A 20,658-nucleotide genomic window follows, 5' to 3' on the forward strand; every position below is an offset into this window, starting at 1 on the left:
GCGGGCACCTCGAGCACCCGGGCGCCGAACCGGTCGATGGCGTCGGGAATGAGGTCCAGAGCATTGATCATGGCGGCACAATACCGCTTTCGACGGGCGTTCCAGACTGCTCACGCGCGGATCTTGCCCTCGTAGGCAGACAGACAGGTTGTCCAGGATGACGTAGTCCGGTTTCGTCGTCCGCCCGCACCAGCCGGGCGGTCGCCCGGCACGGTATTACCGCCAGCAGAGGCGAGCAAGGATTATGGGCCGCCGTGATCGGATCGGTGGCCCCGTGCCTCGACGGGTGATACGCAGCATCTGTAGACCTTCGGAGTCACTGAGCCGCCGCACGCCCACGGGATCTGCCACGACACAGCGTGACCGCCACAACGCCGCACGACCGACAAGCCGGACGGCGTGTCATCCGGTTCGCCGAAAACTCCGCCGCCGGCACCGGCGGCGGAGTTCCCGGATGTGGCCCCTGCGGCGGTGACGGGCCGATCCCGGCACCCCAAGCACGAGCAGCAGCCGTGGCGCGTCCCCCGCTCGCCCCGCAGCCCGGGCCAGCCACCGCTCGAACGGCGCTGGGACGCCAAGTGCCGAGGGCGCCCCAGTCGACATCTGCCGGAGTTCAGCGTGGCGGTGCCGAACGGCCTCCGTGGCCGCGCGCGTCCGGCTCCGTCATCACCGCTCACCACCGCATCGTGACCGATCCAGCCCCACCCGCAAAAGCAGCGCGTCTGTCAAACGAAATCATGACAGAGCCACCCGAAGCCGGCTGTCTTTGGCGGCGATGGGCTGACGACAGCCGTCCATCCAGCGTCGCAGCCCCTCCGCCGAGCTGATCCGGTCCTCCGCGCGGTCGAGAAGGAGGATGACCGCCGGAATCCATGCCGATATCCCTGCCAGCATGCGCCCGGCTCACGGGCGCCGTGCATCCCCACGATAGGCCTCCGCGACCCGCGCCGCACCGCCTCGATCACACACCCCGGTGTTTGCCCACAGGAACCTGCCCTTATCCCCAAGCGGTCCACAGCCCATGCGCCTGTTCATCACTCTGGAGAACCGGGCAGTCAGCAGCCGTCGGGCTTAACATGAGATGCGGGTTCGCGGGCTCCCGTACCCCTCCCCTGTGTAGCGGGAACCCGCGAACTCGCACAGCTTATGCGTTGCCCAATTGTCCAAATCGAGTGCCCGATCGACTTCAATAGCCGCCAACCGGCTTTCGCGACTGGCACACTTGTGCCTCATTTCCATAAAGCATGTCGGCATGGCCAAGAGGCACGAATGGCTAAGAAGAAATCGCCAAGGGGCTCCCGCCGTCAAGGAGGACGGTCATGTCCGCCCAGCTGATCTCGATCCTCGTTCTCGTGGTGATCTTCGTCCTCGCCACGACCCGCTCGATCAACATGGGGGCGCTCGCCTTCGCCGGCGCGTTCCTCGTCGGCACCCTCGCCGGTGGCCTGGACACCGACGGCATCTTCGCCGGCTTCCCCGGCGACATCTTCGTGGTGCTGGTGGGCGTCACCTATCTGTTCGCCATCGCCAGGGCCAACGGCACCACGGACTGGCTGGTCGCCGCGGCCGTCCGGCTGGTCGGCGGCCGGATCGCGCTCATCCCGTGGGTGATGTTCGTGGTCACCGGAGCGCTGACCGCGATCGGCGCGGTGAGCCCGGCGGCCTGCGCGATCGTCGCGCCGATCGCGCTCGGTTTCGCCGCCCGCTACAAGATCAGCCCGCTGCTCATGGGCGCGATGGTGGTGCACGGCGCGCAGGGCGGCGGGTTCTCGCCGATCAGCGTCTACGGCTCGATCGTCAACGGGATCGTCGAGCGCAACCACATCGCGGGCAACCCCGTGGTGTTGTTCTTCGCGAGCCTCGGCATGAATCTCGCCATCGCGGGTGTCCTTTTCGTCGCCCTCGGCGGGACCAAACTCCGGCGACGCCGGCTCGTGGCGGTGGGCGCCGGGGGAGTGGAGACCGACGAAGAACCGCTGCCGCACGAACAGCGCATTCCCTTGGACGGCCCCAAGATCGTGACGCTGACCGGTCTGGTCGCGCTCGTGGTGGGCACCCTCGTTTTCGATCTCGACCCGGGCCTGACCGCGATCACCGTCGCCGTCGTGCTGAGCGTCGCGTGGCCCAAGACCAGCCGGTCCGCCGTCTCCGAGATCACCTGGCCGACCGTGCTGCTGATCTGCGGTGTGCTGACCTACGTGGCGGTGCTGAAGGAGATCGGCACCATCGACTACGTGGGCAACGCGGTGACCACCGTCGGGATCCCGCTGCTCGCCGCACTGCTGCTCTGCTACATCGGCGGTCTCGTCTCCGCCTTCGCGTCGTCGGTCGGGCTGATGGGCGCGCTCATCCCGCTCGCCGTGCCGTTCCTGGCGCAGGGCACGATCGGGCCGGTCGGCATGATCGCCGCCCTCGCGGTCTCGGCGACGATGGTGGACGTCAGTCCCTTCTCCACCAACGGCGCGCTCGTCCTCGCCAACGCGAAGGACGTCGATCGCGACAAATTCTTCAAACAACTTCTGGTCTACGGGGCGCTCGTGGTGGCCATCGTGCCGCTGATCGCCTGGCTCGTGTTCGTCGTGCCCGACTGGGGCTGAGGAGGAGATCCATGCTGGTCGCCGGGAAGAGTGACCGGGTCGCCCTGCGGTTCGGGGCCGAATCCCTGACCTACGGCGAACTCGCGTTCGTCGCGGGCCCGATCGCCGCCGCGGGATGAACCAGCGGCCGGTCTCGAACCGTTCCGTGGGCAGCGGCTTGAGCTGCGGCTGCTCGAACTCGAAATGCTCGCCGATGGTGTGGCTGCGGGACCCGATCCGCCGCGACCGATCGTCGGCGTCCCCGTCGTCGACCATGGCGTTGAGCTCGGCCAGCGAGTCGACTTCGGGAAGGGGAACCAGGTGGATGCGGCGGAACCAGCCGATCTGGCCCTCGACGCCGCCCTTCTCGTGGGCGCCCTCGATCCCCGGCCGGCAGTAGATAGGGTTGCAGATCGAAATGCAAGCGGAACGCGGTCCAGCTTTCGGTCTCGACCCGTTGCCGGGAGAACCCAGCACCTTTGCGACCGCGGCCATGAGGTTGTCGCAGGGGACCGCTCCGGTCGGGACCCCGCACAGCCCGTTGTCAGCGCGTGCATGCGGCCTTCGAAGAACGCCTCCTGCCCGCCGATGGCGTAGATCTGATGCACCGCCCGGCCGGAGAACGACATCCGGAACGTGAACAGGAAACACGTCGCGTGCTCCCCTCGCAGCCGGACCGCGACCTCACCGAAATCGACCTCGGCTTCTGCTCCCAGACGATGTGACTGCGGGATGAACACGTTCACCGGACTCCGGCTGGCTTCGACACGGATCTGCGTCCGCCGGGTCGCGATGTAACCGCGGACCACCTGATACGACACGTCGACCATGCCGTGCTCGTCGACCAACCCCTCGAAGATCCGCTTCGCCGTGTGCCGTTGTTTCCGCGGCGCATCCAGGTCCGAGCGCAGAATTTTGTCGATCGCCGCCTTGTGAACGAGCCAGCTTCGACGGCCGCTTCGAATAAGTCTTCCGCGGCTGAGGCCACGTCGAGTCCAGCGCTCGCCGCACCGGACGCCAGCCGACACCGTGCTTACGCTCGACCGCCCGGCCGACATGCCCGCGCGCGCGTCACGCCGGAACGCGGCGTACCGCTCGACTTTCGACATGCCCGACATCGACGCTCCTCACACCAGGCACACCGATGCTGCCACCACAAGCCCCGAGTGACGTCAAAAATTTCGCTGACAGCGACCTGCCCCCTCACCGCCAGTGTCATCACAGACTACGGGCAAACGACGTCACATCACCCGTTCAAAACCATCCTGCCGCGGGAGCTGAGCTATGGGTCGGGCATGACATGCTGGCGCCGGTTGCGGGACTGGACCGAGGCTGGGGTGTGGCAGCAGCTGCACGAGCTGCTTTCGACGGAGCTGCACGGGCTGAACCTGCTGGCCTGGTCGCATATGGCGGCCGACGGATCGGCATGTGCGGGGAATGAAAGGGGGCCGGAGACCAGCCCCAGCCCCGTAGGCCGAGCCCGTACCGGATCGAAACATCACGTGATCACCGGCGGCACCGGCATCCCGTTGGCGGTGACCTCGACCGGCGGGATCCGGCATGACGTCACCCAGCTGATGCCGTTGATCCACACGATCCCGTCGGTGCGGGGCCGGCCCCCGCCACGGCGGCGACGGCCACGCCGGATTTTACGCCGACCGGGCCTATGACCACGACAAATACCGCCGTTGTGCGATATCACGAATCGTCATACCCCGCGAATATAGCTTGAGCAATGCGTCGAGCAATTTGTCGTCAAGACCACCCGGGGCGAGGTCGATCAGGCGGCATCGCAGTTCTGGCAGTTCGGCGGGGACGATCCGGCCGAAACCCCATACCGCGGCGCCGGAGGGACTGGTCGTGGGATCGTTGGCGGACACGCTCTGCGCGCCGGTGGTGACCAGGAAGAGTCGGCCCGAGGCACCTGCTAGCCCTTGTACGAGCTGGAGTGGATTTGCCGCCGGGGAGCACAGTGGCGAGGTGATCGCCGAGATTTCGTCGACGTAGATCACGCCGCGGCAGACCCCGTCATCGGCCGTGACGGAAACCACGGTCTCGATCCAGTTTCTGTCGGCCACCGCAGTTCGGACGACCTCGCCGCCGAGCGCGGAGAGAGCATCGGCGAGTCCTGTCGCGGTGGCCGACGAGCCCACGACGACCCACCGGCCCTGGCCGTCAGCTTCCTGTTCGAGTGGTTGTGCCTCCCATGAGTGCCGGTAAACGAGCTTCGGCACCTGCTCGGCGGCCTCGGAAAGCCTGGTCGCCCGCAGACCGCGGATCTCCGCGACCACCTTGCCGTTGTCGGTCACCAGGGTCAGATCGCATTCGACCATTCCCGGTTTGGTGAACTCCTTGCCCCGGCCGTGCACCCACAACCGGCCCGCCGGAGATCGGAAGAACTGGAACGACTCGACATGGGGCGGCACGTAGGTGCCCAGATCCGTCTCTTCGCCGAACATGTGCGCGCCGACGATGACCGCCTGCAGTGCGCCATCCAACCGGGCCGGATGCAGCCGGTGTCCTTCCCTCTCGACGGTGTCGAGCCTGAGCTCGGCGAAGATCTCCCGCGTGTCGGTCCGCCCCCACACGCGATCCACGACCTGGAACGACGGTCCGTAGTGCAACCCGGCCGCTGTGAGGCGCGAGTAGATCTCCTCGTGAATGAGGTTCGGGAGCCCGTCGACGAGCGCGTCCGGTGCCGCCGGGCGGCGCAAAGGAATCCGGGCGTTCGCCACGTGGGCACGGCGGAGCTCGGTGTGCAATGTCCAAGTCGCGTCATCGGGGTTCGCCCGGCTGTGCATGGTGACGTGCCGCCGATCCGGGTCGTAGCCCACGCGCAGCGTGGTGACCGAGGAGGACGGCAGAACCAGCGGACGGTGGAAGACGACGTCTTCCACCACACACGGGTCATCCTCGGCGAACGCAGCCAGGGCGGCATCGAGGCACCCGCAGCCGGGGAAGACGACGGCATCGGCCACCTCGTGGTCTTCGAGATAGGGGAAGGCGGAGGCGGACAGTTCCACGTCGTGGACCGGGGTGACGGCGGCGACGGCCCGTCCGGCCATCCGGGGTCCGTCGGCACCCAAGCGCCGGCGGCGTGCCGCGGGCGCTTCGACCTAGTGGCGGGTCGCGCTGCCAGGGGTAGGTCGGTAGTGCCAGATGTGTCAGGGGCCGGGATGGACACGCCGCCAGTCCGGATCGGCTCCGGCCTCATAAAGTCCTCCGAGTGTCTCCAGGAGCTGTTCACGCTGCGGTCGGTTACGGCGCAAGGAGGCGAACCGGATCGCGGCGTCCGATCGGTCGGGGAGGGCCTCGTCGATCGCCGAGGCCAGCACGGGGTGCGGCCCGACCCCCAGTACCGCGCCGATGCCCCGGGTAAGGACATTGCGGAACGCGTCGCCGAAACGCACCGGCCACCGGACGTTCCGCCACCAGTAGCCCGCGTCCAGCACGGTTCCCTCGACCTGATCGCCCAGGACCGTGGAGAACAAAGGGATCTCTGCCGAGCGCGGGTCGATTTCCGCCAGTGCTTGGAGCAGCGGCTCGCGAATTTCGTCCATCTGAGGGCTGTGGTAGGCCACTTCGACACTCAGCTCCTTCACCGAGGCCCCGGCCGCGGTCAGCGCGGCTGACGTGGCCGCGACAGCCAGGTGGTCACCGGTGATGGTCGTCGCGTATGTGCTGTTGATCGCCGCGACTGTCGCCCCTTCGACTAGATGGGGTTCCACCTCGCCCACCGGCAATGCGACCGCCGCCATCGCGCCGCGCCCCGCCAGCCTCGCTTGCAAGCTTGCCCGGTGGAAGCTCACCATAAGCGCGTCTTCGAGGGAGTACACCCCGGCCGCGTACGCCGCGGCCACCTCTCCCACGCTGTGACCCACGATAGCTGCGGGACGGATTCCCCAATGCTGCCATAACGCGGTGAGACCAGCCTGGACGACGAAGTTGGTAACCTGCGCATACAACGTCCGCGTCAGCCTCGACTCGGTTTCTGGCCGCCGTAGTTCGTCGGCGATCGACAGGCCATGGCGGGCGAGCAGGGTGTCGCAGGCGGTGACCACGTCCGCGAAGACCGGTTCCGTCTCGAGGAGTTCACGTCCCATCCCCACCACTGGGGACCCATTCCGGAGTAAACGAAGGCGATTTCGGGACGGGTGACCCTCGCCGGATCGGCGCTGAGGCTTCGCAGCTTTTCGACGGCCTCGGACACGTTCCCTGCGACCACGAACGTCCTCATCGGATGGTGATCGCGGTTGCGAGACGCGGCACGGCAGACCGCAGGGAGCGCGGGGGCATCCGGTTTCTCCAGCAGATCCGCGTAGGACTCGGCGAGGGAACGCAGTGCCTCGGCGTTCCGAGCGGAGAGCGGCAATAGCACCTGCCCTTCCTCGAAGACCGTCTCGTCGGTTTTGGGATCCGGCCCTTGTTCGAGGATCGCGTGTGCGTTGGTTCCGCCGAAGCCGAATGAGTTGACGCCCGCCCGCCTCGGGTTCTCCCGCTCTGGAAAGGGAACCGATTCAGTGGGCACTCGTATGGGCAGCTTGTCGAACTGGATCCGGGGATTCGGCTTCTCGAAGTGGAGGTTCGGCGGGATGAGACCCTGCTGCAGGCACAAGGTCGCCTTGATCACGCCGGCCACCCCCGCCGCCGCCTCGGTGTGCCCGAAACTGGATTTGACCGAACCCATCCATTGCGTCTCGGTGGATTCGCCGAGAACCTCGCCGATCGCGACGGCCTCGACCGGATCCCCAGCTGCGGTTCCGGTTCCGTGTGCCTCGAAGTAGCCGATGGACGACGGCGCGACGTCGCCCGCCCGGCAGGCCTGCTCGATCAGCATGCGCTGGGCTTCCATCCTCGGCACGGTGATGCCGGGGTGCGGCCGTCCTGGTTCACTGCGGCACCCCGCACGATCGCATGGACGCGGTCGCCGTCCCGCAATGCCGTGGAAAGTGGCTTCAGTACGAGGATTCCGGCGCCTTCGCCGCGCGCGTAGCCATTGGCCCGGTGGTCGAAAGCCTTGCAGCGGGCGTCCGGCGACAGGTACTGTCCCTTGGACATGAGGATCGTGGTAGCTGGGTTCACCATGACGTCCCCCCGCCTGTGACAGCGATGTCACAGTTACCGAGCGCGAGCGCGTTGCAGGCGTGGTGGAGCGCCACCAACGACGACGAACACGCGGTGTCGAGAGTGAAGGCCGGACCGCGCCAGTCGAACGCGTAGGACAACCGGGGCGCGAGCATGGTCATGCTCACCCCGGTCGCGGTGGTCGGGCTGAGGAGATGCTGGTTCGAATCGGTCAGCTGTAGCGTGGCCGCGTCGAATGTGAACGCGCCGACATAGACCCCGACGTTCGCGGCTACCATCGAACTCGGTGGAATACCAGCGTTCTCCAATGATTCCCAGGATACCTCGAGTAGCATCCGCTGTTGCGGATCCAGTGCGGCGGCCTCGCGGGGCGGCATTCCGAAGAACCCTGCGTCGAAGCTGTCGATCGGAGTGGTGACGAAACCGCCTTGGCGGACGAACATTCGCCCGGGAGAGCGGTCCGCGTCGAAGAAATCCCTTTGTGCGCCAACGATCTGCGGGAATGTCGCCGATAGCGTCGGTACCCGATCCGATTAGTTCCCAGAAGCTATCCGGCCCGGAGATTCCGCCGGGGAAGCGGCAGCCGATACCGACGATCGCGGCCGGCTCCGAAACCTTTAGCGACGATACGGGATTGTCCATAGGGCACCTCTAAGCGCTCGACTCTGTTGTTCCGCTTATGCTAGGGCCTGATTACCGGCCGGTAATCTCAAACGCGGGTCTTTGGTTACCCTCCCTACCCTGAACTCCCAAGATGGCACAGCGTTCCGGTTCGCAATCGAGGGTTAGCTAGGCGTCGGCGACACGGCCATCGAGTTGACCCTCACGATGTGCTTGCTCGGACTTGCCACAGGGCAGCCCGTCTGGCACATTGGGGCGGCGCGGACCGTTGCTCGTCGGCGCGGTGGTAAGCACACCACAGCAGCAGCGGTGTTGACGCAGCCGATGCTCGGTCACCACCGGGACGATCTCGGGCAGATCATACACCTGGCAGCGCACCACGCCCAACCGCATGACGCCGTAACCCACGCTCCGTAAGCCACACCCGCCATCAGAACTCGAATCAGCAACGGTATCGGGATTTTGGAACAGTTTCAGGCCTGAGCGCCTGCTTCCGCCCCATGACCCGCGACCGCGGCGTCGATCACATCACGATGCACCGCCGACACCTGCACACCCAACAAAACCTAATCCGGACAAGTCACCACGCCCGAGCTCATGACCGACGATCACAGCACCCCGACCGCACCAGCCACGCCGGAATCCACCACCACCATGATCAACTTAAGCTGCATGGCATTGGGCTATTGATAGAACCGTCAGTACCACTCATGACTACCGGCACTCAGGCCCGATTTGCGGTCGTTATCGGCAGACGACCTACTCGTCTTCGGCCCGGACCGCGAGCCCGCCGCGCGCGGAAAGACCGACCTTGGACAGCACGCGTGTGACATGGGCCTGTACCGTACGGCGCGGGATGGCCAGTGTGGCGGCGATCTCCGGGTTCGAGCGGCCTTGACTGAGTAGGTCCGCGATCTCCCGCTCCCTTGGGGACAATGAGGACCAGTCGCTCGTGGAACCCTTCCCATCGGACTCACTGCTCACGATGCCGAATCTCCGCATGCGGCTCCCGAGGTGCCGCACTTCCCAGGCAGCGCCAAGCCTGTCGAGATGTGTAAGGGCGTCGTCTGCCGCTCGTTGCGCGTCTTCGCCCTGCCCTGCCTCTGCCAGGAGTACGGCGACATCGGCGAGCGCTGACGCCAGCTCTGTCGGGCGCCCGACCTTGCCGTAGTGTGCAACCGCCTGTAGCAGCGGCTCCGGGTTTCCCGAGACGAGCGCCTCGCACCAATGCGCGGCGGCGGTGGCTCTTGCTGGCACGACCTCCTTGCTGGCTTCCTCTCGGCAGATGTCCACGGCGTGGGACGCGATGTCATCCCTTCCGTGCTCACGCGCCAAGCGGCACAGCCGCGGCAGCCACTGGTGGCGAAGCATCATCGGCGCGTAAGTCGGGGCCAAAACGGGGGACAAGACGTCGATAGCCTCCTCTAGCGCACCTTGCTGCTCGGCACGGAGGGATTGGGCGACAAGGAGGAAGTCACAGTTCTCTCGCTCGGCGCCAGTGACGGCGACGTGTTCTTCGGCGACGTGGAGGTGCGCAACCGCCTGTTCGGTCTCACCACGGCGGCCGTGGATGAGGCCGGCGAGGCCGTGAAGCAACAAGGCGGCGGGCCCGGGTTCACGAAGCCCGTGGAACGTGATCGCCGGACCGTCCTCGGTGACGCTGTCCAATTCTACCAACGCATCGTCCCAGCTGCCTGTCCAGTAGCAATATATGGCCGAGGAGACTTGAAGCCCATGAGGCCGCGAATAGTCTGCGGCCGCGTGCCAGGCGGTCCGGAGCGTTTCCTGTGCCTCATCCAGTCGGTCGAGATTCTGCAGAGTGAACATCCTATTGTCGAGCAGGTCGAAGTACAGGCCCGCTTGGTCGGAGCGACCTTCGATCGTTTCGAGAGCCCGGTCGATGTGGTGTAAGGCGCCGACGTGATCCCGTTCGATCGAGTTGATCAGCCAGAGCGTCTGCAGGGCGTGGGCAATCGGAAAAGGCTCCCCGGCTGCCTGCGCGGAGCGATAGTTGCGTCGAGCCTTTCGCTTGGCGCGGCCGAGATCGTCGAGGCTGCCGCGGCCGAAGCACGCCAGAAGGGCGCGCCCCCGTTCGCGCCACATCGGGGGAGTGGCCGGAGAACCGTTCTCTGCCAGTAAGGCGATCGCCCGATCGGTGTCACCCCGACTGTGCGCGATCGCCGCGGCGATGTGACGGATTTCCGCGGCCCGCGCCGGATCCCGGCTGAGAGCCATGGCTTCTTCTGCAAGCTCGAGCGGCTCCTGGCCTAGCCGGTACAGCACGATGACGTTCGCGGCCAGCAGCACGTCCCGGCGCGGGTCATCAGCACCGCATTCGTCCAGCACCCGCCGCAGCAGTACCGCGGCTATCGAAGGAGCTCGGGTTGAAAGGGAGGCATGGTGATCGGTCAGCCAGTCGATCACCCAATCGTCCACGGCCGCGGGGACGGCGACGAGCTGCTGGGCAACGTGTTCGACTCCGGCGCCTGTGTCCGCCAGTGCCTCGGCGGCACGGCGGTGCCATTCCGCACGCATGCTTACTGGGATTTCGTTGTACAGAGTCCACCTGAGCAAAGGGTGACGGAACGCGAGGTGCATACCGGAGTCGACGACGATCCCCATTTCCATTACTTCGTCGAATGTGCTGAGTAGCACGGAAGGTAACACGCCCATCGTCGCCGACACCTGCGCAAGCCCGAATTCCATGCCCAAAACTGCGGCCCGGCGTACTGCTTCTCGGGCGATGTCGCCCAGCTGGGTCAATGTGTGGGCTACCGCGTCGAGCAACGACTCCGGTACAGCCAGGGTCGCGCCGTCACGGACTTTCGCGACGCCGTCGATGATCTCGACGGAGTTATCACGCACTAGCGCCGCCGTCATTTCGCGAAGGTAGAGGGGATTTCCCGCGGCCTTGTCCACCAGTGACCGCAGGTTCTCGTCCGGTCGTCCTCCGATGAGGTCTTCGATCAAGTCTTCGACCTCGGCGGCGGGCAAGGGGGCCAGCGTGATCAGTTCCAGGCCACGTAGTTCGTTTGCGCGACGTACCTGGGCGAGGTCCTCTCGCCGATGTGCCGGTCGGGAGGCGGCAATCAGCAGCAGCGGGAGCTGACGTGCGGCGACGGAAAGTCGATTCCAGATCAGCACACTTGCCTCATCAGCCCACTGGAGGTCATCGATGACCATCACGAGCGCCGCGGAGGCGCAGAGCTGATCGACATGTCTGAGTACCCTGTCCGCGGTCAAGGCCACCGGGTCGACGTCGGCGGTCGCCAGCGGCAGCTCGTCCGGTCTGAGGCCGAGGCAGTCGATGATCACCTGCAGAGGAAATGTCTCTCCCAGCTCACTGGCAGCGGCCCACGCGACGTGGCATCCACGTTCGTCAATGTCCGCCAGCGCACCGGCGAGCAATTCCGACTTGCCGATACCGGGCTCGCCCTCGATCCAAACGGTCCGGCCGGCTCCCTGTAGGACGCCGTCGACTAACTGCCGGAGCCGGGCGATCTCAGGCTCGCGTCCACAGCAGGTGAAGGGCCCTCGGCGGTGGGCGATGGAGTGGACGATCCGCCCGGGAAGCACGTGGAGGAGCTGGTCGGCGGTTTCGTGGACGGGCCGGGCGAGGGCTGGATCGTTCGTCAGGATCTGCTGGTGCGTGCGTGTGAGCTCCGTGCCTGGGACGATTCCCAGCTCGCTGCGCAAGACCTCGCGGGCATCACGGAAGGTTTCCAGGGCCTCGGTAGTCCGGCCACTGTGGTGCAGGGCGATCATTAGCAGCCGCCACAACGGTTCGCGTAGCGGGTGCTCTCGCACCAGCACAGTCAACTCCGGGATGAGCCCTTCGTGAGAACCCTGACTCAGTAAAGCTTCCGCGCGCAGCTCGACGGCGAGAATTCGCCTCTCGGTCAACTTCATCCGCAGGGATTCGGCGTACGGTCCGGACACGCCGGAGACGGCTTCACCACGCCACAGGGCCAGAGCGCGGTCTAACAGCACCACCGTTGCGGCAGCGTCGCAGTCCTGCCAGCGCGACTCGGCTTGTTCGCAAAGATGGGTGAACACCTGCAGATCTAGGGCCTCGTCATCAAGCCGGAGACGGTAGCCTCCCGCGTCCGACAGCAGGAGTTCGCCGGTCGACCATCGGGTCCGGTGCGGCTCCAGGATCCTCCGCAGGCCGGAGATATAGGTGTGGACGCTGCCGTCCGCACTCGCGGGCGAGGTCTCGCCCCACACCATCTGGATCAATTCCGCCCGGCTGACCGGCCGCGTGACGGCCTGGGTCGCCAGTGCTACGAGGACCGCCCGCTGCCGGGCGGGCCCGAGCGCGAGCTCGTCCTCGTCGAGCCACGCACGCAGCGTGCCGAGCACTTCGATCCGTAGTCTGCCCTCGGTCATCGGCGCGCCCTGCGTCGCCCGTGCTCAACTCGCCGCTCAGCCCGTTCGGCATCCAGCAGGGCGCCCATTTCGTCGTAGGCGTTCAGCGCCGCGTGCAGGGCCGCTGCGGCCTCGGCCGGCTTCCCGCAGACTGCGAGGAGGCTCGCGGCGTCCTCCATCGCCTGTGCCTCCGCGAACCGATTGCCCGACTGTCGTGATTGAGCCGCAGCGCTGAGCGCCGCGATGGGATCGTCATCGAGCAGTGCCCTGCAACGGAGGGCAGTGATTTCCTGTCCGGTGATGCGCTCGCAAAGCAGCGTCGCCGTTTTGGCCTGATCGTGCTTCTCGAGATCGATCGCGAGACGGACCAGATCAGGCATCCATGGGCAGACCGTCGAGTCCTCGAACTCGAGCATGCTAGAAAGCAATCCGAAAGCGAGCTCCGGCTCGCCCCGCAGCTCGGCGAGTGATGCGTTCGCGGCGAGCAAGAAGTCCGTGCCATCCGCACCGAACTCCCCGGCGGGCGCCAAGGCCCAGACGGACATCAGATGTGCCCGGGCGTCGTCCGGCCTGCCACGATGAGCGGCGATCACCGCGGCGACGCCGCTGAGGCGGCGCAGAGCCATGGGGCGGCCAAGCATGTGTTTTGCGAGGCTTGGACCGCCGCGGAGCCTCGTGGCCAGCTCGGCGAGGCAGGCGTCCCACTGGCCGAGCCAAAAGGCGTCCACTGTGCTGCCTTCGCTGGTGGCCCACTGAGCGGAGACCGGCACCGTTCGTTCATCTGGGTTGGCCGTGCAGACAGGCCACCAGCCGACTCGAGTTCGCGACAACAGGGCCTCGTGCATGCGGCGCCAGTTCGCCGGGGTCGCGTGGTCGTGCAATGCCTCCTTGACCGCTTTCGCAGCCTGGTCCACACTGCCGCAAACCAGCCGCGAGTAGGCGACGAGCCAGCGCATCTCGGCGATCACGCCGACGTCTTTCGACCGCTTCGCGAGCATGCCGGCCCCGGCGGCGAGGTCACGCTCGAGCCAAAGCTTGGTTCGCGCCGTGGCGATCGCGAAGCTCTCCCGGAGTGCGGCCGGGATGGAGTTTGAGGTGTTGACCCGTTGGAGTAACCGCATGGCTGACAGGGGTGAGGCGGACGCCAGGGAGTAGATTTCCCGCGCCAGCCACTCGCATTGCCACTTGTCCACCGGGCCGGGCGTGGCGAGCAGCTGGAACGCCACACTTTCCACGGGCGCTCCTGCCTCGGAGAGTGCTTCGGCCAGTTGCCGGTGCAGAGCCAGGCGAATCGCTGCGGGCGTTCGGGCGTATAGCGCCTCGCGCACGATGGGATGCTTGAAAGTGAGTTTGCCACGGGCACGGACTACGAGGCCGAGAGCCACGACTTCGCTCAGGATGTCGTCCAACTCGGCTGTCGGGCGGCCCAGCGCCACGGCGAGGTCTTCGGCGGCGAAGAATTGCTCCAGCAAAGCTGCCCAGCGGAGGAGCTCCGAAGCGGCGGCGGAGAGAAACCCGAGTCGGCGGCTGATGGCATCGAGAGCAGCCCGAGGGATGACGGGCCGCGCTCCGGGGCCCGCCGGCTCAGGTGCTTCGTTCCCCGCAAGTGCGTGGATGATTTCGCGGACGAAGAGCGGGTTCCCGGCTGCGGCGCGCACGAGATCGAGCAGAGCTGGTCCGGGTTCGGTTTCGAGAAGGCCGCTGACGAGATCCCGGACCTCTTCCTCGGCGAGCGGGTTCAAAAGGTGGACGAGCGTGCCGCTTGCGGTGAGCGCATGGCGTAGATCGTTGAGGCGGTGATTGTCGGGTATCCGCCGGCTCACACCGATCAGCAGCAGAGGCGATCTGGCGCATTCGTCCGCGAGGCGGCTCCAAACCTCGAGGCTGGCAGAGTCCGCCCACTGCGCGTCGTCGAGCACCAGGACGAGCGGTTGTTCGCGGCAGAGTGTCCTGACGAGATCGGCGATCAACCCCACGGCTGTGTCAAGGCCTCGGCGGTTCTCGAGAGAAAGCCCTCGGATTTCCCGTGCGACCATGCTCTTGCGAGCGTCGGGAGAATTCGTTGTGACGTCCAAGCCTTCCAGCAGTACCCGCAGCGGGCTTTGCTGGCTGAGCTCGTCCGCCGCGGCAGTGGCGACCGTGCACCCGGTCGTGGTCGACAGGCCCGCCGAGATCAGCGCCGACTTGCCAATTCCGGATTCACCTTCGAGCCACACGGAGGTCCCAGCTCCGGTGGAAAGCCTGCCGATCGCTGTCCGGAGAGAGAGCAGTTCGCAGCTCCGGCCGACGAACGATTTGAAATCGCTGGCCTGCCGAGACGACTGCGTGGCGACCGACGCTCGCGGCGCGTTGGTAAGACGGTGCCATAGCGCCGGGTCATCGATCTTTATCTGCTCGTAGCGCAGGGTGAGCTCGCTGCCAGGTTCGATCCCGAGTGCGTCGACTGTTTTGGTGCGGAGGCGCTCGAACAGCTGCAGCGCTTCGTCGCGGCGCCCGCATCGATACAGCGCGAGCAAGCGGAGACTCTGCAGCCCTTCTCGCATCGGGTGGTCGGCGGCGATTGGGCTCAGCTCGGTCAGTATCGCCTGGTGCTTCCCGCCGTCGAGCATGATTTTGGCTCGCCGCTCTACGACTTCGAGATGCAGCTCCCGCAAGCGTTCACGTTGTGTCGCGGCATAGGGGCCGGGCAAGGTGGCCAGCGGCTCATCCCTGCTGAGGCTCAGGGCGCTCTCCAACGCGGCGAGCGCTCCGGGGAGGTCGTTCGCGCGTTGGCAAAGCCGGGCCCTTTCACGGAGATTCTCGAATCGGACGACATCGATCGATTCGGCATCCACCCGCAGGCAGTAGCCCGCCCCGCTGGAGGTCAACATTCCGGCGCCACCGTGCTTCCGGCCCGAGTCGAGGGCCGAGCGTAGCGACGACACGTAGGTATAGATGCTGCCGTTGGCGCTCGCCGGTGGCTTCTCACCCCAGATGGAGTCGATCAGTTCAGAGCGCGTGACGACCTGATTCGTCTTCAGGGCCAGGACGGCGACCAGCACCCTGCGTTGGGCCGAGCCAAGCGCAATCTCAATTCCGCCGCGCCAAGCGCGAACCGGGCCGAAGAGATCGAGTTGCATCCGCATCATCGCCTCCGCGGTGCTGCTGACGAACACATCCAACATGGTTACTCTGGGTAGTCAAGACGGAGCATTCGGTTAGCGCATCATCCGAAGTGGAGTGTGTTTGTGCTGCTAGATCATGGGTCGATTACGTGGGGTATGCGATATCCGCGACAAGATACTGTGGTTTACCCCTAGGAGAGCGGCGAAAGTGGCGGAATCCGCATCGTTGCACCTGTAGGCATACTGGGGTCTGCTGTGTTGACGATTGGTCAACGGTCGAATATAGGCTTCCGGGGGATTGACATGCCCCGAGGATGTGTTTTCTGGTGAAGTGGCGCGGAGGCTGTCCGGTCTTCCCTTTGCTGCGTCGGTTAGGCAACGAGTACGGTCCGGCGCACGTGTCCCGCCTCCGCTTCGTGGCCGGGCCGAGTTCCGAGGTCTGCACCTGTTACTCCTCGCCATGCTGCACGACGTGTCTCAATGGATTCTCAATGCGCTCGGCGGAGCTCAGCGTCAGCAATAACTACGGTGTGTGCTCCTGGGGTCACGTCAGTCACTCCGCTGCTCAGCCCGTGGTGACGGTGGGTCGGTCGTTGTACGGTGACGTGATCCTCAGAATCTTTGGGACTCGGGAGCAGGGTGAGGGTGGTGAACGTGAAGAACGGCCGGCCGTCGTGGGAAGGCGGCTGTATGCCCGATCTCGGGGCGGACTGGCCGGGACTCTCGGGAGCGCATGCAGGTGGCTGCCAGGCTGAGGAGGCCCTAACTCTGGTTGTGCACGGTACGGATCGCCTGGCCGCCGTTCAGCTTGCCGGCCAGGCACTCGCCGGTGGTGCCTGTTCGGCGCGCGCACGATGCCTTTGGCGTGCGATCACCGTGTTCCTCTGCGCAGGCGAACTGGTCGCTGCGGACGCCCAATTGCAACGACTGGAAGGTGCTTGTGATGATCGTGTCACTGACTTCGTGGCGGTACTGCGGGCACAGCACGCGAGGCTCATCGGAGACTTGAGTGGTGCCTTGACAGTACTCACTCGGTTGGTTTCGGCCGAAGTCTGCCCGTTCACGCGTCGCCTCGCGATGCCATTTCTTGCCGACGTGCTCGTCGCGGCGGGGAAGGTGGCAGACGCTGAAGCCATGTTCGCAGAACTCGATTTCGACGAAGTAGCGGGCATCGCTGGAATCCCGCGTCGGCTATTGCTTGCCGTCCGAGGATCGATACACCTCGCGATGGGGCAGCCCTGCGACGCCCTTGAGGATCTCCTTGCGTGTCTTCGCCTCCCGGCCACCGAGCCGTCGGCCCACTTCGCGGTGATGCATAGCCGAGGATTGGCAGCCCTGGCCGCCCGGGCTGCCGGCCGCGTCGAGTGCGCCACCGATCTGGCGGAACAAGAGCAGGAAGCCGCACTGGCTTGGGGCTCTCCAGCCTACGTCGGTTGGGCGCTCTATGTCCGCGCGGTCACCGCGGACACCGAAGGCGAGATTGGGTTGCTCGTCGACGCGATAGACCTGTTGGAAGTCGCTCAATCCCGCGTGGTGCTGACAGCGGCTGCGCATGAGCTGGGCCTGCGGTTGGTGCGTGCTGGCGACGGCGCGGGGGCGAGGCGCGAACTCGAGCGCGCCGGGCAGTGGGCTGTGCAGATTGGCAATGAACATCTCGCGACGAAAATCCATACCGCGTGGCGAGATGCGACGCAGTCCGACCCGTCGGGCTCGCTGACCTCGCAGGAGGCGAAGATAGCGGAGTTGGCGCGCGCCGGATACAGCAACAAACAGATCGCCGAAAGCCTGTATCTCACCGTGCGTACGATCGAATTTCATTTGTCCAACGTCTATCGGAAGCTGAAGATCGCTAGCAGGCGCGAGTTGATGAACGGCACAACGCGACAGTATTGACCATTGCGGCTGCCCTGTGTGATCGGTCCGCAGGGGAACGTCAAGGCCCGTTGCGCCGGTAGTGCGGCGATGAAGGAACGATTCGTCTTCGGTCGAGGTTGCCTGCGTTGGCCGTGACGTAAACCTTGTTTCAGCGTTGGCGCACTGGCAGGTCTTCGCGGTGGACGAAGCCTTGGACCCGCGATCCTTTGGCCGACTCGGCACGACTTACCAGTCCGTGGCCAGCGGATATCGTCGAACACCGGTGTGGCCTACGCGGAACAGGCCCTCTTCCCGGCATCCGCTCCGGCACAGCCAAGCTTCCATTCGTCGATACCCGACCCGCTGGGAAGAGAGCGAATCCCGCCAGATGCGACACTGACGATGGTGGTCTCGGGTGCTGCAACGATGCTGGTGCAGAAACTCGCATCATCGCAGGCCATAGGCCGTCCTCATGCTCAGACCGACTTCGCAGAAGATCACGAACCTTGACGTACCCCTAAAGGTTGTCCCGTAATGATCAAGTGTGTTGGTGGATTTGGGGTGAGGGCGGAGCTGTCCGTTGTTGACATGGCCGTCAGACCGTCATGGTCAGGTTGTGCATGAGGGCGATGCTGCGGGTGGCGTGCGAGACGCCGTCGCGTTTGCGGCGGCAGTTGCGCAGGATGTTCCAGGTCTTCATGTGTGCCGGGGCGTGCTCGGCACGGGCGCGGACGCTCGCGTGGACGGTGTTGAGGTCCTCTTTCCATTGCGGTAACGGTGATTGTCCCTTGCGGGGTTTGCGATACGGCATGATCACCTCCGCGTTGCCCTGGTAGCCGCCGTCGGCCATGACTTTCGCTCCCCCAGAATTGCTGGTCGACGCCGCGCGGATTTCCTGGCGTTCCTGAAACGAGCCGTCGCGCCGCACGCGGGGGCCTGTCAAGTTTTCTGTGTAAGTGATCGGAAATGGGGTTCTATTTGATGTAGTGGGCGATGCGTTCCGGGAAGGTCATGACGAGGGAGCCGAGGGCTTTCTTCCAGCCTTGGATGGTGGCGCCTTCGACGAGTTTGGCGGGGGCGCGGCGTTCGGCTGGTGGCAGGCCTTTCTCCTTGGCTCGTTGACGTGCTCGTTTGTCCTCGATGTCCCGGATCGCCAGCCAGAGCAGTTTGATGATCGCGTCGTCGTTGGGGAAGTGACCCCGGTTCTTGATGACCTTGCGGAGTTGGTAGTTCAGGGACTCGATCGCGTTGGTGGTGTAGATGATCTTGCGGACCTCCGGGGTGAACTCGAGGAACGGTATGAACCGTTCCCATGCGTTTTCCCAGGTCATGACCGCCGCGGGGTAGCGGTTTCCGAGGTCGGACGCGGCGAACGCGTCGAGCTCGAGGCGGGCGGCGTCGGCGGTGGGCGCGGTGTAGATCGGTTTCAGTGCGGCGGCGATCTTCCTGCGGTCGGTGTAGGACACAAACCGCATCGCCGCGCGGATCAGGTGGACGGTGCAGGTCTGCACGGTGGTCTGCGACCAGGTCGCCTCGATGGCCTCGGGAAATCCGGTGAGCCCGTCGCAGCACACGATCAGCACGTCCCGGATTCCGCGGTTGCGTAGCTCGGCGCAGACCCCGGCCCAGAACTTCGCCCCTTCGGTGGCCTGGACCCAGATCCCCAGCACGTGCTTCACGCCGTCAAGATCGACACTGACGGCGATGTGAGCGGCCTTGTTGCGCACGGCGTGGCCGTCGCGGACCTTCACGACCAGGGCGTCGAGGTAGATGATCGGGTAGATCTCGTCCAGCGGCCGCGATTGCCAGGCCTTGACCTCGTCGAGCACCGCGTCGGTGATCTTCGAGATCGTGTCGTGGGAGAGCTCCGTGCCCAGCGTCCGGGCCAGATGGTGGCTGATATCGCGGACCGTCATGCCACCGGCATAGAGCGAGATGATCATCTCGTCCAGGCCGCCGGCCCGGCGTGAGCCCTTCGGGACCAGCCGGGGCTCGAACGAGCCCGCCCGGTCCCGAGGAGTGGCCAGATCCACGTCACCGACCTCGGTGGACACCGTTTTCGGCGTCGATCCGTTACGGGAGTTACCGACCAGCCGACCGGCAGGATCACCCTTCTCATACCCCAAATGACCCGTCAGCTCGGCCTGCAAACCACGCTCCAGGACAGCTTTCACCAGCTCAGGCAGCAACCCGCCCTCCCCGGTCAACGCCACACCATCATCCACTTTGGACATCAGATGATCAAGAAGGCCGGCATCCACCATGTCGTTGACCGCCCGCCTGGCCGGCTCGACATCCTCATCAGTCACGAACAACTGTGTACTCCCTCAATCGACACGAAGTCGATCTCATACACAGAACATCAGACACGCCGCACGCCGCGGGTCAGCAGATCCACGTGGTGCTGGACAACCTGTCCACGCACACCACGCCGGATATTGTGGCCTGGCTGGAGAAAAACCCGCATGTGCACTTGCATTTCACCCCCATCGGATCCTCGTGGATCAACCAGATCGAGGCATGGTTCTCAATCATCACCCGCCGGTCGATCCGCCGGGGCACCTTCGCCTCGGTCAAGGTGCTCATCGCTCAAATCCGCGACTACATCACCACCTGGAACAGCAACCCCACACCGTTCGCCTGGACCGCCACCGCCGACGAGATCCTCGCCAAGGCCCACCTCGTTCAGATCAACATCAAGAAACTTGTCGACAACAACGCCAAGTAACGACACCAGAATCACGGAACACTAGCTCGTCCCGCTTAGTTTTGTGCGACCACGGGCGCACAATGATATTGACTAGTTTCAAGGCCTTCGTCGCCTGGTCGAACGAGTGATCCGGAGGTGGCGCAGCTCGATGATCTCGACCTTAAAGCCCGGCTGAATGAAGGCTTATCTCGAAACTACTTCCTGTTCCCGGCCCGCATTATGACGGCCTGATTTCAGGTTGTCAGTTCTGACGCCTTCTTGTGTCTTGTCGTCTGCGGATAACTCCAGTCACTGCCGTCATCATGGGCATCCTGAAGCGACTTGCCGTGTGCGGTTCTTT

The 20,658-nt window shown here is 65.3% G+C and carries 11 protein-coding genes and 2 pseudogenes; 4 read left to right on the top strand and 9 right to left on the bottom strand.

Annotated features, from left to right (window positions below; genetic code table 11):
- Positions 1 to 1,319 precede the first annotated feature (1,319 nt).
- Together BLW75_RS34735 and BLW75_RS42515 are read left to right on the top strand one after the other, a co-directional pair.
- Positions 1,320 to 2,597 carry an SLC13 family permease gene (locus BLW75_RS34735; protein ID WP_091599005.1) on the top strand — a complete coding sequence of 426 codons (1,278 nt, stop codon included), beginning with the start codon at positions 1,320 to 1,322 and terminating at the stop codon, positions 2,595 to 2,597.
- 1,274 nt (positions 2,598 to 3,871) lie between these two features.
- The gene (locus tag BLW75_RS42515) at positions 3,872 to 4,246 is read left to right on the top strand and encodes a hypothetical protein (RefSeq protein WP_158005452.1); all 375 of its coding nucleotides are present in this window, start codon (positions 3,872 to 3,874) and stop codon (positions 4,244 to 4,246) included.
- Here BLW75_RS42515 and BLW75_RS43715 read toward each other — a convergent pair.
- The 7 genes and pseudogenes from BLW75_RS43715 to BLW75_RS34755 all read right to left on the bottom strand — a co-directional run bounded on the left by BLW75_RS43715 (position 4,241) and on the right by BLW75_RS34755 (position 15,814).
- Entirely contained in the window at positions 4,241 to 5,641 is a 1,401-nt protein-coding gene (locus BLW75_RS43715; RefSeq protein WP_241784212.1) for a polyketide synthase dehydratase domain-containing protein, read from the bottom strand. The two genes, BLW75_RS42515 and BLW75_RS43715, sit on opposite strands and share 6 nt — an antisense overlap.
- Positions 5,642 to 5,740: 99 nt before the next feature.
- Positions 5,741 to 6,637, bottom strand: a complete 897-nt coding sequence (locus BLW75_RS43720) for an acyltransferase domain-containing protein (RefSeq protein ID WP_241784211.1) — start codon at positions 6,635 to 6,637, stop codon at positions 5,741 to 5,743.
- The gene (locus tag BLW75_RS43725; RefSeq protein WP_241784210.1) at positions 6,550 to 7,428 is read right to left on the bottom strand and encodes a ketoacyl-synthetase C-terminal extension domain-containing protein; all 879 of its coding nucleotides are present in this window, start codon (positions 7,426 to 7,428) and stop codon (positions 6,550 to 6,552) included. Before BLW75_RS43725 ends, BLW75_RS43720 begins: the two co-directional genes overlap by 88 nt.
- A pseudogene (locus BLW75_RS43730) lies at positions 7,407 to 8,104 on the bottom strand (beta-ketoacyl [acyl carrier protein] synthase domain-containing protein). The gene BLW75_RS43725 and the pseudogene BLW75_RS43730 overlap by 22 nt, the downstream one beginning before the upstream one ends.
- A gap of 85 nt (positions 8,105 to 8,189) precedes the next feature.
- A pseudogene (locus BLW75_RS44015) lies at positions 8,190 to 8,303 on the bottom strand (beta-ketoacyl synthase N-terminal-like domain-containing protein); the annotation flags it as partial.
- 738 nt (positions 8,304 to 9,041) lie between these two features.
- A complete protein-coding gene (locus BLW75_RS34750; RefSeq protein ID WP_034324567.1) occupies positions 9,042 to 12,671 on the bottom strand; it encodes an ATP-binding protein in 3,630 nt (1,209 codons plus the stop codon).
- Positions 12,668 to 15,814, bottom strand: coding sequence for an ATP-binding protein (locus BLW75_RS34755; RefSeq protein ID WP_241784208.1), 3,147 nt, complete (start codon positions 15,812 to 15,814; stop codon positions 12,668 to 12,670). The genes BLW75_RS34750 and BLW75_RS34755 overlap by 4 nt, the downstream gene beginning before the upstream one ends.
- Positions 15,815 to 16,402: 588 nt before the next feature.
- Between BLW75_RS34755 and BLW75_RS34760 the strand changes: the two genes are divergently transcribed.
- On the top strand, positions 16,403 to 17,647 hold the full coding sequence (locus BLW75_RS34760; RefSeq protein ID WP_143055404.1) for a helix-turn-helix transcriptional regulator: 1,245 nt from the start codon (positions 16,403 to 16,405) through the stop codon (positions 17,645 to 17,647).
- Between the two features lie 556 nt (positions 17,648 to 18,203).
- Here the strand turns inward: BLW75_RS34760 and BLW75_RS44020 are convergent.
- Complete coding sequence (locus BLW75_RS44020) at positions 18,204 to 18,551, bottom strand: transposase family protein (RefSeq protein WP_143055405.1); 348 nt, start codon at positions 18,549 to 18,551, stop codon at positions 18,204 to 18,206.
- A gap of 31 nt (positions 18,552 to 18,582) precedes the next feature.
- Positions 18,583 to 19,872 carry an IS256 family transposase gene (locus BLW75_RS34770; protein WP_143055441.1) on the bottom strand — a complete coding sequence of 430 codons (1,290 nt, stop codon included), beginning with the start codon at positions 19,870 to 19,872 and terminating at the stop codon, positions 18,583 to 18,585.
- Positions 19,873 to 19,925: 53 nt separating this feature from the next.
- On the opposite strand from BLW75_RS34770, the gene BLW75_RS34775 reads away from it, so the two are divergent.
- A complete protein-coding gene (locus tag BLW75_RS34775; RefSeq protein WP_279627456.1) occupies positions 19,926 to 20,336 on the top strand; it encodes a transposase in 411 nt (136 codons plus the stop codon).
- Positions 20,337 to 20,658: the final 322 nt, after the last annotated feature.

The sequence above is a fragment of the Amycolatopsis lurida genome, from assembly GCF_900105055.1.
GTDB classification, from domain to species: Bacteria; Actinomycetota; Actinomycetes; order Mycobacteriales; family Pseudonocardiaceae; genus Amycolatopsis; species Amycolatopsis lurida.